At 46.4% G+C, this 14767-nt stretch carries 12 protein-coding genes; 7 read left to right on the top strand and 5 right to left on the bottom strand.

Annotation, left to right across the window (positions count from 1 at the left end):
* Window positions 1–7: 7 nt before the first annotated feature.
* Genes EHO60_RS16225 through EHO60_RS16215 form a run of 3 tightly spaced genes read left to right on the top strand, consistent with a single transcriptional unit; the run spans window position 8 to window position 3631 of the window.
* Window positions 8–2023 carry a tetratricopeptide repeat protein gene (locus tag EHO60_RS16225; RefSeq protein WP_135769269.1) on the top strand — a complete coding sequence of 672 codons (2016 nt, stop codon included), beginning with the start codon at window positions 8–10 and terminating at the stop codon, window positions 2021–2023.
* Between the two features lie 22 nt (window positions 2024–2045).
* Window positions 2046–2849, top strand: a complete 804-nt coding sequence (locus tag EHO60_RS16220; protein WP_135769268.1) for a hypothetical protein — start codon at window positions 2046–2048, stop codon at window positions 2847–2849.
* A 17-nt stretch (window positions 2850–2866) separates the two neighbouring features.
* Complete coding sequence (locus EHO60_RS16215; RefSeq protein ID WP_135769267.1) at window positions 2867–3631, top strand: enoyl-CoA hydratase/isomerase family protein; 765 nt, start codon at window positions 2867–2869, stop codon at window positions 3629–3631.
* 50 nt (window positions 3632–3681) lie between these two features.
* Here the strand turns inward: EHO60_RS16215 and EHO60_RS16210 are convergent, their stop codons facing one another.
* Together EHO60_RS16210 and EHO60_RS16205 are read right to left on the bottom strand one after the other, a co-directional pair.
* Window positions 3682–5376 carry an FAD-binding oxidoreductase gene (locus tag EHO60_RS16210; protein ID WP_135769266.1) on the bottom strand — a complete coding sequence of 565 codons (1695 nt, stop codon included), beginning with the start codon at window positions 5374–5376 and terminating at the stop codon, window positions 3682–3684.
* A gap of 131 nt (window positions 5377–5507) precedes the next feature.
* Complete coding sequence (locus EHO60_RS16205; protein ID WP_246028361.1) at window positions 5508–7517, bottom strand: SpoIIE family protein phosphatase; 2010 nt, start codon at window positions 7515–7517, stop codon at window positions 5508–5510.
* 166 nt (window positions 7518–7683) lie between these two features.
* Between EHO60_RS16205 and EHO60_RS16200 the strand changes: the two genes are divergently transcribed.
* On the top strand, window positions 7684–9330 hold the full coding sequence (locus EHO60_RS16200) for a glycerol-3-phosphate dehydrogenase/oxidase (RefSeq protein ID WP_135769265.1): 1647 nt from the start codon (window positions 7684–7686) through the stop codon (window positions 9328–9330).
* A gap of 44 nt (window positions 9331–9374) precedes the next feature.
* On the opposite strand, the gene EHO60_RS16195 is transcribed toward EHO60_RS16200, so the two are convergent.
* Window positions 9375–9953 carry a TetR/AcrR family transcriptional regulator gene (locus EHO60_RS16195; RefSeq protein WP_135769264.1) on the bottom strand — a complete coding sequence of 193 codons (579 nt, stop codon included), beginning with the start codon at window positions 9951–9953 and terminating at the stop codon, window positions 9375–9377.
* 238 nt (window positions 9954–10191) lie between these two features.
* Window positions 10192–11208, bottom strand: a complete 1017-nt coding sequence (locus EHO60_RS16190) for a patatin-like phospholipase family protein (RefSeq protein WP_135769263.1) — start codon at window positions 11206–11208, stop codon at window positions 10192–10194.
* Window positions 11209–11393: 185 nt separating this feature from the next.
* Here EHO60_RS16190 and EHO60_RS16185 point away from each other — a divergent pair, with 185 nt between their 5' ends.
* Window positions 11394–11822 (top strand): PaaI family thioesterase, encoded by a 429-nt coding sequence (locus tag EHO60_RS16185; RefSeq protein WP_135769413.1) that lies wholly within the window; start codon window positions 11394–11396, stop codon window positions 11820–11822.
* Between the two features lie 25 nt (window positions 11823–11847).
* Here the strand turns inward: EHO60_RS16185 and EHO60_RS16180 are convergent, their stop codons facing one another.
* Window positions 11848–12678 carry a hypothetical protein gene (locus EHO60_RS16180; RefSeq protein WP_135769262.1) on the bottom strand — a complete coding sequence of 277 codons (831 nt, stop codon included), beginning with the start codon at window positions 12676–12678 and terminating at the stop codon, window positions 11848–11850.
* Window positions 12679–12754: 76 nt separating this feature from the next.
* Between EHO60_RS16180 and EHO60_RS16175 the strand changes: the two genes are divergently transcribed.
* Together EHO60_RS16175 and EHO60_RS16170 are read left to right on the top strand one after the other, a co-directional pair.
* Window positions 12755–13246, top strand: coding sequence for an NYN domain-containing protein (locus EHO60_RS16175; RefSeq protein WP_210409383.1), 492 nt, complete (start codon window positions 12755–12757; stop codon window positions 13244–13246).
* A 3-nt stretch (window positions 13247–13249) separates the two neighbouring features.
* Window positions 13250–14752, top strand: coding sequence for an MBOAT family O-acyltransferase (locus tag EHO60_RS16170; RefSeq protein ID WP_135769261.1), 1503 nt, complete (start codon window positions 13250–13252; stop codon window positions 14750–14752).
* Window positions 14753–14767: the final 15 nt, after the last annotated feature.

Below are 14767 nucleotides of genomic sequence, written 5' to 3'. Positions count from 1 at the left end.
GGGGATTATGAAACTAGCAAGCACTATTCCTATTCTAGTTCTATCGACTAGCCTCTTGGCCGGTCTTGGCGCTTCCCCTTCGGATTCCGAAAAAAAAGTACTCTGCTCGGATTCGGATCAGGAGGGAAGACGCCGTAGCATTTGGCCTTCTTTTTTTCTTTCCCTCGCTTACGAAACGATGAACGAGGCCAGGAGACTGGACGGTCGTGAGAGAGGGGAAAAAACCCTAAAGGCCATACACGAATTCGAAAAGTATTTCCGGTGTTCCGAAGCGGTCGGTGCGGGTGTTTCCGCGATTTCCCGCTGGAACAAGGGAATGGCCCATTATTCGATCGGGCAATTCAAGGAAGCCTTAAAGGAGGCTGAGGAAGCGGAGAAAGCGGATCCGAATTATCGGGAATCGTACCTTCTTAAGGCCAGTATCTTTTACGAACAGGCGGAATACCAGAAGACCGTGGATTTTCTGGAAGAGAATCTGAGTCGTTTTCAAGCGGATTCGTACGTGTATTATTTGCTGAGTTCCTCGAGCATCGCTATCCAAAACAACGCCAAATCCATTCTGTATCTGACTTCCTTGAATGATTCGATCGAAAGAAAAGAGGGAAATCCCAAATATAAGGAATTCGTAAATCTTTCTCTAGGAAAGATCTATCTTTCCCAAGGACAGAATGCCAAAGCCTTTTTCTATCTCTCGAACTATCTACAGCAAAGACCGGACGCTTGGGAGACCCGTTTCCTTCTAGCGGGGGTCTTAAACCAACTAGGTAAATTCGCTCAGGCAAAGAGGGAATTGGAACGGATCCTCGGACAAATTAAAGGGAATTCGTCGGTGGAGATGATGCTTGGAGAGATGTATTTCGTCGAAAGTCGGTCCATGGCCGCGAACTATTTCGAGGATTTGAAAAACCGAGGAAAGCTGAATAAGGGCTCTCTACTATACGGTCTTTACTGCGTTTTGAATTCCAAATATTCCGAAGCGAAGAAAATCATTCTTCCCGTTCGGGAGAAATATCCGAACCGTCTTTGGGTCCGATTGGCAATGATGGAGATTCTAAAGCACGAACCGGATTTTAAGAGCGAAGTCTTTTCCCGCGAACTTATGGAGACGGCCGGAATCGCCGTGCAATCGCAGCTTTGGAATCTCGCGGAGACCCTGGTCAACGAATCCATCGAATTGGCCGTAAAGAGCAACGCATCCAAATCGGATCTTGCGGAAAGATATAATTTCCTGGCTACGGCTTACGAACAATCCGGTTCCGTCTTTCGCGCGATCGTAGCGATTCGAAAGGCGATAGAATTGTCCGAAAATTCCGAAGCCGCACGAAAATACGATCTACATTTGGCTTTTCTGCTTAGAAGCCAGCCCCCCGGTAAGTTTGCGGAAGCGGAGCAGATTACCAGAAAGGTGATCGCGGAGGACTCTAAGAATTCCTACGCCCATTATCTTTTAGGAGTGCTGCTTTCCCAAGCGGAGAATTTCGAAGGAAGCAGACACGCTTTCGAAGAAGCGATTTCTCTGGAACCCAAGACTGCAATCTACTATTTTTATAGAGCCATCACCTTGGAAAAATTGGGAAAGATCGTCGATATGGAAACGGACCTGCGCAAATCCATAGAGTTGGATCCGGAGAATCCAATCGCCTACAATTATTTGGGATATTATCTTTCAGAAAACGGAAATCGATTGGAAGAAGCTTACTCGCTAGTTCGGAAAGCGGTGGAGCTTGCGCCGGATAACGAAGCCTACCAGGACAGTCTGGGCTGGATTTATTATAAGCGGGGTCGCTTGGAAGACGCTTTGCTGCATTTGAATTTGGCAAACCAAATCATGCAGGAGAAGAACGAAAAAGATCCTACGATTTACGAACATTTGGGAGACCTCCATTTCGATCGTGGAGAGTTGGGCGACTCCAGGTCTTATTGGGAAAAATCGGAAAAGCTATTTCAAAAGAAGGAAGACAAAGTCCGAATCCGACAAAAACTGGAGAAGCTGAAATTGAAACCGGTTTTTTCCAAACCTTGAATGAAACCGGGAGGAAGAAAATTTGGAACCGAATCGAACGTATTTCCGGTCCTTGGGTTCGGGAATCCTGCTGTTATTATTTGCGGGTTGTGCGACCGCCGAAATTGAAGAGATCAGCTTTCCTTCCAGAGGAAAGTTGGTTTTTACCAGTGCCAAATCCAAGGAAGGTTCCAGGTTTTTAGAGGAAGTTCGAAGGATCGAAGACAAGGGGACGTCTTATTCGGGCGAATTCGAAATTCGCATCCAGAACTTCGTTCCGAAAAAGGACGTTTTTTCCCTGAACGGCAAGATCTATTACGATAAGCCCACCGGTAAGATGCAGATCGAACTGACGGACCGACTTTTCGGGATCAGCGTTTCAAAGGTTTACACGGACGGGGAACAGATTCGAATCAAAACTGCCGCACAGGAAAAGATACACGAACAGCCTATGGACGATATTCTGCTTTCCGATCCCAACGGAGGGAAGCGCACCATCGTACCTTTTCCCGTTATTTATTATTTACTTTCCAGCCAGAACGCCCGGCTATTTCAGCCGAATTCCACTCTTGTCCAACCTAAGGAAGGGATCATTCTGGTTCGGAAAGCCGGGGAAGAATGGACTTATTACGTCACGGAAAGAGGCGTGGCTACCGTCGAGTGGAACTCCAGCCGCAAAAACGTGAAAGCGGTGACAAGCGTCCAAGGCGAAGTGGAATTTCCTCCCAAGGTGACCCTGACCCGGATCGTATCCAGAGAGGATTCCTCCGACCAAAATCGTATCGAAATCAAAATGAAGAAGACGAATCGTATCGAGAGCATTTCTCCCTCCGTCTTCGGGTTTTAAAAAGGAAAATCATCCAGATGATCGAAGTAGTAAAAAACGGACATATATTAGAATTATATATTAGAACGAACGAATTCAATTCTTTGAATGTGGAATTCTTTCGTACGTTGCGTAAAGTAATGGACGATGCCGAAAAGGATGCCGGAGTCAAAGCGATCTTACTTTCGGGAAGGAACGACAAGTTTTTTTCCAACGGATTCGATCCTGAAATTTTTGTCGGGAAAGATCTGGCGGAAATCAAGAGAGTGCTGGGAGAGGCGTTAGGTGCCTGCGGGAAAGTGCTTTTTGCGAATCGTCCCGTGGTTTGCGCCATGAACGGACATTCTATGGGCGTAGGGGCCGTCCTGGCGATTTTTTCCGACTATCGGATCTTAGTGGAAAAAAAGGGAAGGATCGGATTTCCGGAATCTTTGATCGGGTTGAATTTCCCATCCACCGCAGGTTTCGTATTAAAAGAATTGGTCGGAGTCAAAACGGCAAGAGAACTGCTTTATTCCGGAAAGGGATTGAAATCGGAAGAAGCGGTTTCCTTGGGTTTGGTCGACGATTCCGCAACTCCTGAGGATTTGATCGCAAAGGCCAGAAAATGGTGCGACGGATTCGCGACTATGGCTTTGGAGTCCGTCATAGGAATCAAAGTATCATTGCGGGATTCCCAAAGATTGGTCGCGAGCCAATTGGAGACACGGGATATAGATCTATTGGCTGCCGCCATTCATTCCGCCAACGGACAGGAAGGAATGAGATCGATTCTGGAAAAGAGAAGACCCGTTTTCCGATAAAACGGAAAGAACGAGTCCGGTTCCTTTTTCTAGAACCTCCTTTGGGCGGATCAGGAATGAAAGACTTTGCCAGGATTCAGGATTTCTTTTTGGTCCAAGGATTTTTTCAGCGCATTCAAACCGGAAACTCCCGCAGTTCCTAGTGTTTTTTCATACCAGGGTTTGTGATCCAATCCCACACCGTGATGGTGGCTGATCGGAGCTTTATGAGCGGAGAATGCATCCGAAACTTTTCGCTTCATTCTCTTCCATTGCTCTTCGGGTTTTTTCTCTTCGATCGGAAATAGGATGGTGTAATAGAGACAAGCGCCTTCCGGATAGCTATGAGAAAGATGACACATCGCTATGGATCCGGGAATGGAGCTTTGCAGAGCTTCCAAGCCCGCCGCATGGAGAGCTTCCAACCTTTCATATGTGGTGGAAGTTTCCATCGTGTCCACTCCCAATCCGAATTCCATAATATGATTTCTTAAATAGGGCATATTGTATCTACCGTGAATCCAATTTTGTCCCAGTTTTTCTCCGGCGTACAGTGCGCCGCTCTTTCTCCAGATCCGCTTCAGATTTTCAAAGGAATGAGCTACTTCTTTTTCGGAACCGTCCAGTCCGACTAAAACGACGCATTTTTCCGATCCTATCCCTTTTGCATCTAGGACACGAGTCTGGATCCATTTCTTTAAGACGCGGACGGGATTTTTCTTTTTTCCTAATTCACCCAAGATTTCGTACAATCTCGTCTCGTTTGCGTCGGAAAGGCGCAGCATGGAGGTTTTTATTTCTTCGTGGTCGGCCGTTCGAATGAAACCGAGGGAGGCGTTCAAGTTCGGAAATACCAGTCCGAAATACTTCCTCTTCTCCGGAATTTTATGGATTTTGACGGTGGCTTCCACAATCACTCCCAGCAAACCTTCGCTTCCGGCAATGATATGGTTCCAATCCGGCCCGGTAGAGGAGGCAGGTGTGCGAAGCGTTTCCACCGTTCCGGAAGGGGAGATCAATTTGGCGCTCGTCAATATCTCTTCGATCTTACCGTAACGATTCGATTGCTGTCCCGCGCTTCTTGCCGCGATCCAACCTCCGAGAGTGGAGTACTCGAAGGACTGGGGAAAATGTCCCAGTGTATATCCTTTTTCGTTTAGGATGGATTCCAGTTTCGGACCGTAAATTCCGGCTTGGAAGGTGGCGGTATGACTTTCCTCATCCAAGGAAAGGAATTCGTTCATCCTGGTCGTATCCAGGGAAATCACCGCCCTGTGCCCTTTGCCCTTGATCACTTCCAGGCCCCCTACCACGGAAGACCCGCCTCCGAAAGGAATGAGAGTGATTTTATTTTTGCCGCAGTATTCCAGGATTTTAACGATTTCGCTTTCCTTGCTCGGATAAACAACCCCGTCCACAAAGGAGGATAACGTATTCCGGTGCAATCGAAGTACGTCGTAATAACTTTTTCCGGCGGAGTGAAAAATTCTTTCGTAGCGATCGGTTTTGAGGTGGTTTTTTCCCACGATTGAGGAAAGCTGTTTTAGATCCGAGGCTCCGAGTTTGGTCGGAGGAAGTTTGATTTCTTCCAGCGCTACCGAAGGAGTGTTCTTGATTTTCTCCAACTTGAATTCCCGTTTGAGCAGTTCTAAAATCTCGGGCATTTGGGCTTTGCGAAAAAAATCCCGATCGATCGCTCCCCACGCATTCCATCTTAGATTCTTTCTAGAATAATCAATGTCCGCATCGAGTTCGTGGTAAAACATAAGCTGCTGTGCTCCTGATAGGAAGGAATTCCGATCCAGAAAATCCTGCAAATGCAGAAGCGCAAAGGAAAAATCGAAATCACTGATCGAAAACAGATTCCCTCTTTCGGAAATCGGATCTGCTTTGCGACTTATCTCCGGTTCAGGATTTGTTTTAGATTTTGGAGTTTCGGATCCTCAGGCGAGATCGTTTCTGCTTCGGTCAAAAGTTTTACCGAGCGGGATTTGTTTCCTAAGAGTCTGTAGATATCCGCTAAATTGATCAGATTCTTGGCGTGTTTCGGGTTTCGGATGCGGAATCTCTCCCCGTTTTCGGAGGCCTTCTCCAGGGATTTTTCATTCTTGGTGGTCGCATATACTTTCTTCCAAAGTACGGAAGTCCGAAAAAAGAATTCGGAATCTCCAGGATCCCAATCCAGAGCCTTTTCCGCCCAATTCGCAGCTTCTTCCACCTTACCGATCCGATCGTACATGAAAGAAAGAGCCTTGGCGATCTTAGGGGAAAATCCGTTCTTTGCCCGAGCATGCGGGAGAAGCGCCTCCTCTAAAATACGGATCGCATTGCCGGAGTTTCCGTTTCTAAATTCGTTTTCCGCCTCCGAAATCGCGGTCGAGTTCTCCGAATACGGATTTTCGGAAGGATGGTAGGTCAAAGACAAAAGACTTAAATCGTCGGAGAGCTTTCCCAGTCCCAGTAGGGACTTTTTGATTTTGCTCAATTCTCCGTCGCTTTCTTCCACACTTCGGAGGAATTGAGTTTCATCCTCGTTGATATTGCGTTTTCCGGAAAAATCCTCCTCTAAGACGAGATCGTCTTTTCCGTCCGACCCGCAGAACACTAGGTCGAAAGGTTGAAGCCGGAAGGTTTTTACTTCGATCTTGGAGTTTAAAATTTCGGAAACTCCTAACTTCCGGATATTGAGATCCGTTCCTAAAAACGACGCTTTCCCGTCTCTTAACAAAACAGGCCAAGGATGTTCAGCGTTCACGAAATATAGAGTTCCTGTGGATTGGTCCACTAAACCTAAAATCGCAGAAACCAACATAAAGCCGTCGAAAGTTTCGAAGACGTTCTGTAGGTCTAAGAAGCTTTCTTTCAGCCATCTTTCGGGAGATCTTGCCTGTATTTCCGGAGAAACCCGAGACCTGCTGATGATCGAGTTGAATACGGAACCTAAAACCAGCGCACCACCCGCTCCTTGAACCGATTTTCCCATCGCATCACCGTTGATGAAAGCGGTGTATTTTTTTCCTCGGAGAAGGATTTCGTAGGCTCCGATATAGTCCCCTCCTAGTTCGTATTCTTTTCCGCGAAACGTGAATTTCTTATACTGGTCTAGTAGGAACTCCACTTTGACGCTTGAGTCGGGGGAGATCTCTTTTTTAAGCAATGGGCTCAGGAGTAAGGAGGTGAGAAAATAATCTCCGTCCTGTCTTTCCTTCAGCTCTTGGATCTGAGCCATCTTGTCGGAGATTTCCCGGTTCTTTTCCACAATCTTGAAATTGCTTGCAAAGGTCACGAACCGGTAGCGTTCCACGATCACCGAAAACACGATCGCGACCAAGTATGCGATGCTCAGGTTCTGCAAAGAATAAGAGGCCTGGGGAGTGCTTAGCGGAGGAGAATATGCCAAGACAGCCGCGACGAAAAGCGACGCCGACAATCCGTAGAGCAAAAAGGAAACCGATCTAGGAATCGGTAGGAATACTATGATCAATACGGCGATCTGCAGACCCGAAACGTAATTCGGATCGTCCGCGATCCGACCGGTAAAGAATGAGCAGGAAAGCAGAAAGTAAGCTGAGAAGATATATGCAAATTCCAATCCCCTTTTTCGGATGGGAAGATTGAAGATGGATCCTATAACGAACAGGAGCAGAGAAACAAAACTGATTCCGGAAAGTCCGATCCGGAAATACACCAGTTCGGAAAATTCCGGATGTAGTTTTTGGTCCGTACCGAAAGCGAACCCCAACCAAACGAAAATACCGAGGATGGCGCCCGGATACTGGAGGGTCATGACTTGCCGGTTCAGATCGGCCTTGTATTCCTTCTCTAACTTTTTTCGATCGGGGTCCGCCTCCAAGAGAGCGGAGATCCTTTTCCAAAAATTCCCCGCTTTCTCAGAATGGGCTTTCAAAGAAGGCTCCATTTCCGGTAAACTCTGTTCGTTACTTTCCCGGTCCACTTCTACCTAATTGCAAATTTGAGAAGACGATTCAACATTTTAATTGGGAAAGGGAGAACCTCGGCGACTCGCGTAAATCGTTGACCGTAACGGAGCAAAAAGACAGTTTGGGATGCTTATGCCTTCCTCACGAAAGTCGAAAATTTCCACACCTAAAACGACAATCTCCTCCCAGATCTATGACACTTTGATTATCGGAGGAGGAATCACCGGGGCAACCTTGCTTTGGGACGCTACCTTAAGAGGGGCCAAGGCTCTTCTCGTGGAAAAGAACGATTTTGCTTCCGGGACCAGCCAAGCGACCTCCAAGTTGATTCATGGAGGACTTCGTTATCTGAAAAATGCGGAGTTCGGATTGGTACGGGAGTCCCTTCGGGAAAGACGTCTTCTCGCAAAGATCACACCTCATGCTGTCAAAACCCTCGGCTTCTTGATGCCCGTTTATTCCTTCGGGGAAAAGGCAGTGCTGGAAGCGGGACTTCGCATGTACGATCTACTTTCCTACGACCGGAATCGGGAGATTTCCTCCGACCGATGGATTCCCCGATTCCGTTTTCTGAACAAAGAGGAAGCGGTTTTAGAAGCGCCCTCTCTTTCTAGAGAAGGATTGAAAGGCGCATTTCTTTACTACGACTATCAAAATTTAAATCCGGAACGTCATACATGCGAATTTATCTTTTCCGCACAGAGAAACGGAGGAGAAGCCCGCAATTACACGGAACTCGTCGCGCTTACGAGACAGAAAGAAGAGATCTACCAAGCCATCCTCTTGGATAAGAGAACGGGAAAGAAAATACCGGTCTTTGCCAAGACTGTGGTAAACGCAGCGGGACCTTGGGCGGATTTTGTGGAGTCTTTGGCGGGTGTCGGGATGGATAAGATACTGGTACGCTCCAAAGGAATCCATATCGTTACGAGGGCCATTCAAGGTTCCAAGGCCTTGGTTTTAAAGAAGAGGGACAAGACTCATATGTTCGTCCTTCCCTGGAGAGGAAAAACCATCATCGGGACCACAGACACCTTCTATCAGGAATCTCCGGATCAATTCCGGGTGACTCGAAGGGATATCCGGGAGTTGTTGGATGAGATCAACCACGCGTACGGAAATACGGAACTGAAGGAAAGCGACGTGGAGTTCTTTTATGGAGGAATGCGTCCTTTGGTGGAAGATCCGGGCGAGACCTCAGATACGTATAACGCATCTCGAAAAACCGAAATCATCGATCATAAGGAGAACGGCTTTCCGGGATTTTATACGGCTCTCGGCGGCAAATATACCACGAGTCGAGCTTTAGCGGAGAAGATCGCAGATAAACTTTGCGATTACCTGCCCGGATCCTTTTTACCTTGTGAAACGAATTTTGTTCCGCTAATTTCCGGAGAGTTCTCTGATTTTTCCTCTCTATTACGAGGTTTGGCGAACAAGTTCCCCAAATTCGGAGGGGAAATCCTAGAAACTTTAGCGGAAAGATACGGAAGCCAATCTTACGAGATTCTGCCGCACGCGAAACCGGATGAGCCGTTTGCCGTTTTGAATAACGGGGAAAAATTATATTCCGCGGAAATACGGACGATTGCCGCCGGAGAAGAGATTTACTCCGCCACGGATTTCTTTTTTAGAAGGTCCGGTGCGGGAGTTCCCGGACTTCCTTCGCCGGAAAACGTATCCTTCATTCTGGACCATTTAGGCAAATCCTTGGGTTGGAATCAGGCGAGAAAGAACTCCGAAAAAACGAAAGTGATCGCAAGATACAAGTTCGATTAAGTCCTTTTCAAGAGGCGATCGAGAATGTCGCTTATTCCCGATCGTCAGAAAGTGAAGGTGTTCGCGAGAACGACTCCCATGAAGTCTTTCACCACTTCCGTCACTTCTTCTAATTTGATCGCTTCCTTGTCCACGATTCTTTGACCTACTGTACCTAGGATGATGCTGATCAGTAGTCGGTTGAGATTCGGGTTGGTAATTCCAAGGTGTTTCGTAATGATCGTAACGTATTCTTTCATCGCTTCCGCGATCAGTTGTTTTTCTTCCTCGTGGTTTTTCAATCGGGAAACGTCACAAATAATATATAAGAGATTTTGAAAGTAGCTCTCTCTGGCGTTAACCATGTTGAACAATGCGTCCACCCGTTTTTCGATCGACTGGTTTTCTTCTCCTTTCGAATATACCTGGAGTTCCTCGATATCCTTACTGAGTACGAACTTGACTAATTCCTTAAAGATATCCTCTTTCGTGGAGAAATAATGGTACAAAGTGCCGGTAGACACTTCCAGCTCCGTTGCGATTTCCCGCATGGAAACCGCCGAATAACCTCGCCGCGCAAGTATGTCTACACACTTGGATAATATTTCCGCTTTGTATTTTTCGTGATTTACGATTTTCGGCATTCCGACTTTCCTGAATCTGATAATCTAAGATCTTTCAAAGAGTACATTGGTCAATCCCGCAAATCCTCAAGCTCCCGTCTGACCGGGTGTGGATGAATGACCGAGTTATAGATGGAATTTCAATCGATTGAGATCCATTTTTGCGATTGAAACCCAGCGCTGAGGCGATCGTGAGCCGGATTTGCGCAGAACTGAACCCTGATCCGACAAGATTTCAGCTTCCCTCCAACCAAAGTAATTATTTTATTTGTTCGAAAAAAGAAAGCAAGTTTTTTTTCCAATCTGGATTAAGATGTCCTAGGATTCGTCCTTTATTTCTTTCCGCATCCTCTTGTCCTTTCTCGAATGCGTATCGGATCAAATTCGGTTTCGTGTAATCGAAACCCTGCTCGATAAAGGGAGAATCGGGAGAAATCAATAAGGTATTTTCCATTACCTCCGGGGATTTTCCGACGAGAGTAGTGGGTTCGTAAAAGACTCCGATTTTAGGTAGGTCGGAACTGAAATCTTCCAGGAGCAGATTGTTAGTCAATCCACCGTCCAGATAATAATTCCCTCCTAAACTTTGTAAGGGCAGTACCGGAAACGCGGAACACGAATTCATGACGATTTGAGTAACGGTCTCGTGATCGGAAAATTCCTTTTCCGAGAATGTACGTTCTCTCCATCCCCATTCCTGCATTTTCTCCATGACATAGAACGGAGCCTTTCCTTTTCTTCTAAGTTCCTCGTCCTGAAAATAAGCTCGGATAATTCTCGCCGCTTTGGCTAGCAACAGTCTCTGGTTCGGCTCTCCGTTTTTATTTTTCTCCACCTTTTCGCCCGGAATTTCCACCGCGTGGATCCGAATTTTTGCGGCCTTAGACAAGAGTTTCGGAAGTTTTAAACAATAACTGACGGTTCTACGAGCCATTCCGTCGTGGGGAAAAGGAGGCAAAATTCGTAAAAGGCGATTCCAATAGAAATTCTTAGGATTTCTGCGGGTCAACTCTTCGAAATAGACCGAACTTTCCAATTCGGTTTCCGACAAGGTGCTGACGGCCATGGCGGCTCCTGCGCTGACTCCGGAGACTTCCCGAATTTTGATTCCCCAAGTGCGCAATGCGAAGGCGAATCCTAATCCGTAAAATGCCTTGATTCCTCCGCCTGCAATGGCGAGGGCAATTTCTTTTTTCGTTCCGAATTCCCTCCAAATCGATTCCAAAAAGGAATGCTGTTGGACCTTGGGTGGGGGAGGGCTCGTTTCAGAAGGCATGGCTTTTTCTTCTTTAGACAACGAACGCTGTTCGTGTGCAAGAAGAATTTGGGCTTATACCGGTTCCTAATATCCCGGGAAGTGATTTACCTTAGGAAAGCGTAACAAAAAATCAGAGGAATCCGTTTCTACAGACTGTGGTCGAGGAGAATTCCGTGTCCGAAGAAGAGAAATATTTGAATGAGATGCAGAGAGAATTGGAAAAATTTTCCAAATTTGCCCCTTCTTTTAAATTACCGCCTCCTGCGTTTGTGGAACTCTCGGGAGAATTTATTTCCTACCGGAGAAAAAAGGAACTTACCTGTAGCTTTTATGTAGAACCTAGATTTTCCAATCCGATGGGAGTTTTTCAAGGTGGCTTTCTCGCAGCCGCTTTTGACAACACGTTCGGACCTCTGTGTTATTTGGCGGCCGGCAAACCTACCACTACGTTGGAGTTGAGCGTAAGTTATATCCGTATGATTCAGGAAAACCAAAGAATCCGTGTGACTGCGCGGGTGGTAGCAAGAGGGAACCAGCACATTTACCTGGAAGCTGAAGCGTTCGACGAAGAGGAAAAGTTGGTTGCTAAATCGACCACACAAGTTCTCATACTGAAATTTGCCGGAGAGTAAAGTTAAGAAAAACGGAAATCGCCCTTCAAGCCTCAGAATCTAAAGAAGCGGTCCGGGTCATTCTTTCCAACGGAAGTTTGCGTACGTGATCCGTCATTTCGTGTAGAATATTCGCGGTGATATCCTTCATGATATCGCCCATCACTTCCGTTTCCAGGATTTCGGCTACCATCTGACCGATGTTTTCTCCGAGCCTCCGCGAAATTTCCGACATAAAGGGAAGTTTGGAAACTTCTTCCAAAAGGAACTTGGACTGCAAGGACTCGTTCACTTTTTCATGGAACCTTAGGTTGTGTTTTGCGAAGGCCTCTTTTGCCAATTGGCTATAGTCCAATCGGAGCATCACTTCTTCCACTCTTTCCAAGGAATGGAGAAATACCGCGTCCGCGATCGTGTCTACGATCACGTCCCGGAAACGAAAAGTGATTTCACGAGTCAGCGCTTCACTGACGTTTTGACCGGAAGTACCGAAACGGTAAAATGCGATCGCAAGTTTCACTCCCCGCAATAGTAGGAAGGGGCGTAAGAAGAAAAACGGAACGATTCCGACTACTTCGTACCAATTCGTCTTCAGGTACTTTTTCGGATCCCCTTTTTGTCGTAATTTGACGAATAGCTCGAAACCCCAAAGGACCAAAACCAAAAGATCGAAAATGAGGACATAGGTGGAAATATCCCTATGTAGGAATTCTTTGTAAGTATTGATGAAGAGTAAAAGGAATACGTCTATTGCGGCTAGAGTGAGTAGAAAATAATCTCTTGTGGTTCCGGGGAGTACGCTTTTCCAATAGCGAATCGTGTGGATGAAAGTACCGATGCGAGAAATCCGTTGGGGCTTGGCTGTGTTCTCCGTCATTGCTTTCGGCCCGTCTTTCGGTAAGGTGTTTACAAGTTTTTCCGAAACGCTCAATCTGGTCACTAGATTTCGCGGAATGCATCTGGTAGTCGACGGTTTCAATTTAATCTACAAATTTCCGGAGTTGGAAGCGTTTATGTATTCCGATAGGCTTCGGGAGGCGAGGGTAGGTCTGCTCCGGATCCTAGAAGCGTATTCGGATAAAATTAAAAATCCAAATATTCACGTTTTTTTCGACGGACGTAAGGAAAAAGGAAGTGAAGTTCGGAAAGAAGCTTACGGAAAGATCAACGTATCTTTCAGCCAGGAATTGAAGGCTGACGACCTGATCAAGGATTATATCAAATATTCTCCACGTCCGGCGGACCTATTCGTGGTCAGCTCGGACCAAGAAATTGTACTTTTTGCAAAACGATTAGGTTCAAAAACTATCTCATCCGAGGATTTCGCGGCAAAGGTTGTGGAATCATTTCTTGAAAAGCCCTCCAGAGAAGAAAAATCTCCGGATCGAAAGCTTTCTCCGACGGAAATCCTCTATTGGAAAGAATTCTTTAAGAAGGGTAAATAAGACGTGCTCTTTAATTCCGTCCTGTTCCTAATTTTCTTTTCCGCGGTTTATCTTATCTATTGGCTTTCTCCCGACCGGAGGAGACAGGATGTACTTCTCGTTTCCAGCGCGGTTTTTTACGTTCTTGGTGCGGGGACACTTTTCGGAGGATTGGGTTTTTTCGCGCATTTCCTTGCGATCGTAAGCGCGAATTATTACGCTTATTATAAAATTAGGACTTCCGAATCGAGTAAGAAGACTTGGATGTTTGTTGCCGTTCTGTTGAACGTGATCAATCTAGGGTTCTTTAAATATTTCTATTTTATAAACCGGATCTTGGCCGACGTTACGGGATATCCTTTTTTCGAGGATGTCCCTCGGATTTTAAAAATATCCCTTCCTCTTGCAGTGAGCTTTTACAGCTTTCAGATGATCGCTTCCGCAGTGGACGCTTATCGAAAACCGGAAGGCGATATCCTTACCTTTAAGCAGTTTCTTTCCTTCGTTCTATTTTTCCCTATTTTAATCGTAGGGCCCATTCTGAGAACCAAGGACTTTTTCTCGAATCTGAACAATCTTACCCTGAGTCAGGAACGGTTGGTACGGGCCGGATTCCTGATGATTTCCGGTTTGATCAAAAAGATTTTGATCGCAGATCCAGTCGCAAACGTGATCGCTCCCGTTTTTGGGAATCCGGGGCAGTATGACAATCTTTCTCTGGCTTTAGCCGGTTTCGGTTATACCGTTCAGGTATATTGCGATTTTTCCGGATTAACGGATATGGCTCGCTCCGTGGGATTGATGTTCGGGTTCGAATTGCCGGAGAACTTTCGTGCGCCATTATTTTCACCTTCCGGTAGGGAGCTCTGGCAGAGATGGCACATGACTCTTTCCTTTTGGCTTAGAGATTACGTCTATTTCTCATTAGGTGGAAGTAAAAATGGAGAATGGAGAACGTATCTGAATCTGATCGTCACTATGACGGTCGGGGGAATTTGGCACGGCGCCGATTATACCTTCGTAGCATGGGGATTTTATTGGGGAGTGATTCTTGCTACGGAGCGTTTCTTTGTGAAACGTTTCGGGTGGGACGACGGGGAATCCTCGAATCGATTCCTCACACTCGTCCGGGTTCAGATCGTTTTCGTACTTTTCTCATTCAGCGCAATCCTGTTCCGTTCGAACTCCGCGGGGAAAATGCTGCAACACGTCGTTGGCTTAGTTACGAACATTCCGAACAGATTGTCTTCGCTTTTGTTCAACAACGGTTCGGGTTGGTTGGAGCAAGCGGCCGCATTGGTCTCCGGACCGGAGCCGTTCCGTCTGGAGAAGATGGAGAATATAGAAAAACTTGCATACTCCTATTTCGGTTTTCTTTTCTTCCATTTCGTTCAGTACAAACCGGAGTGGAAGGAGAAAATCCGAGGCAATCGGATCCTACTTCTTTTTCTTTCGGCGGTGATGACTGCCTTTGCGATCGCCTTATATTCCGAGGATGCCGGCGCATGTATCTATTGCCAGTTTTAGTGAAGAACCGGAAAT

This window comes from Leptospira fletcheri (assembly GCF_004769195.1).
GTDB classification, from domain to species: Bacteria; Spirochaetota; Leptospiria; order Leptospirales; family Leptospiraceae; genus Leptospira_B; species Leptospira_B fletcheri.
The sequence above is the reverse complement of the archived record's forward strand: the minus strand, read 5'-3'. Positions and strand labels throughout refer to the sequence as shown.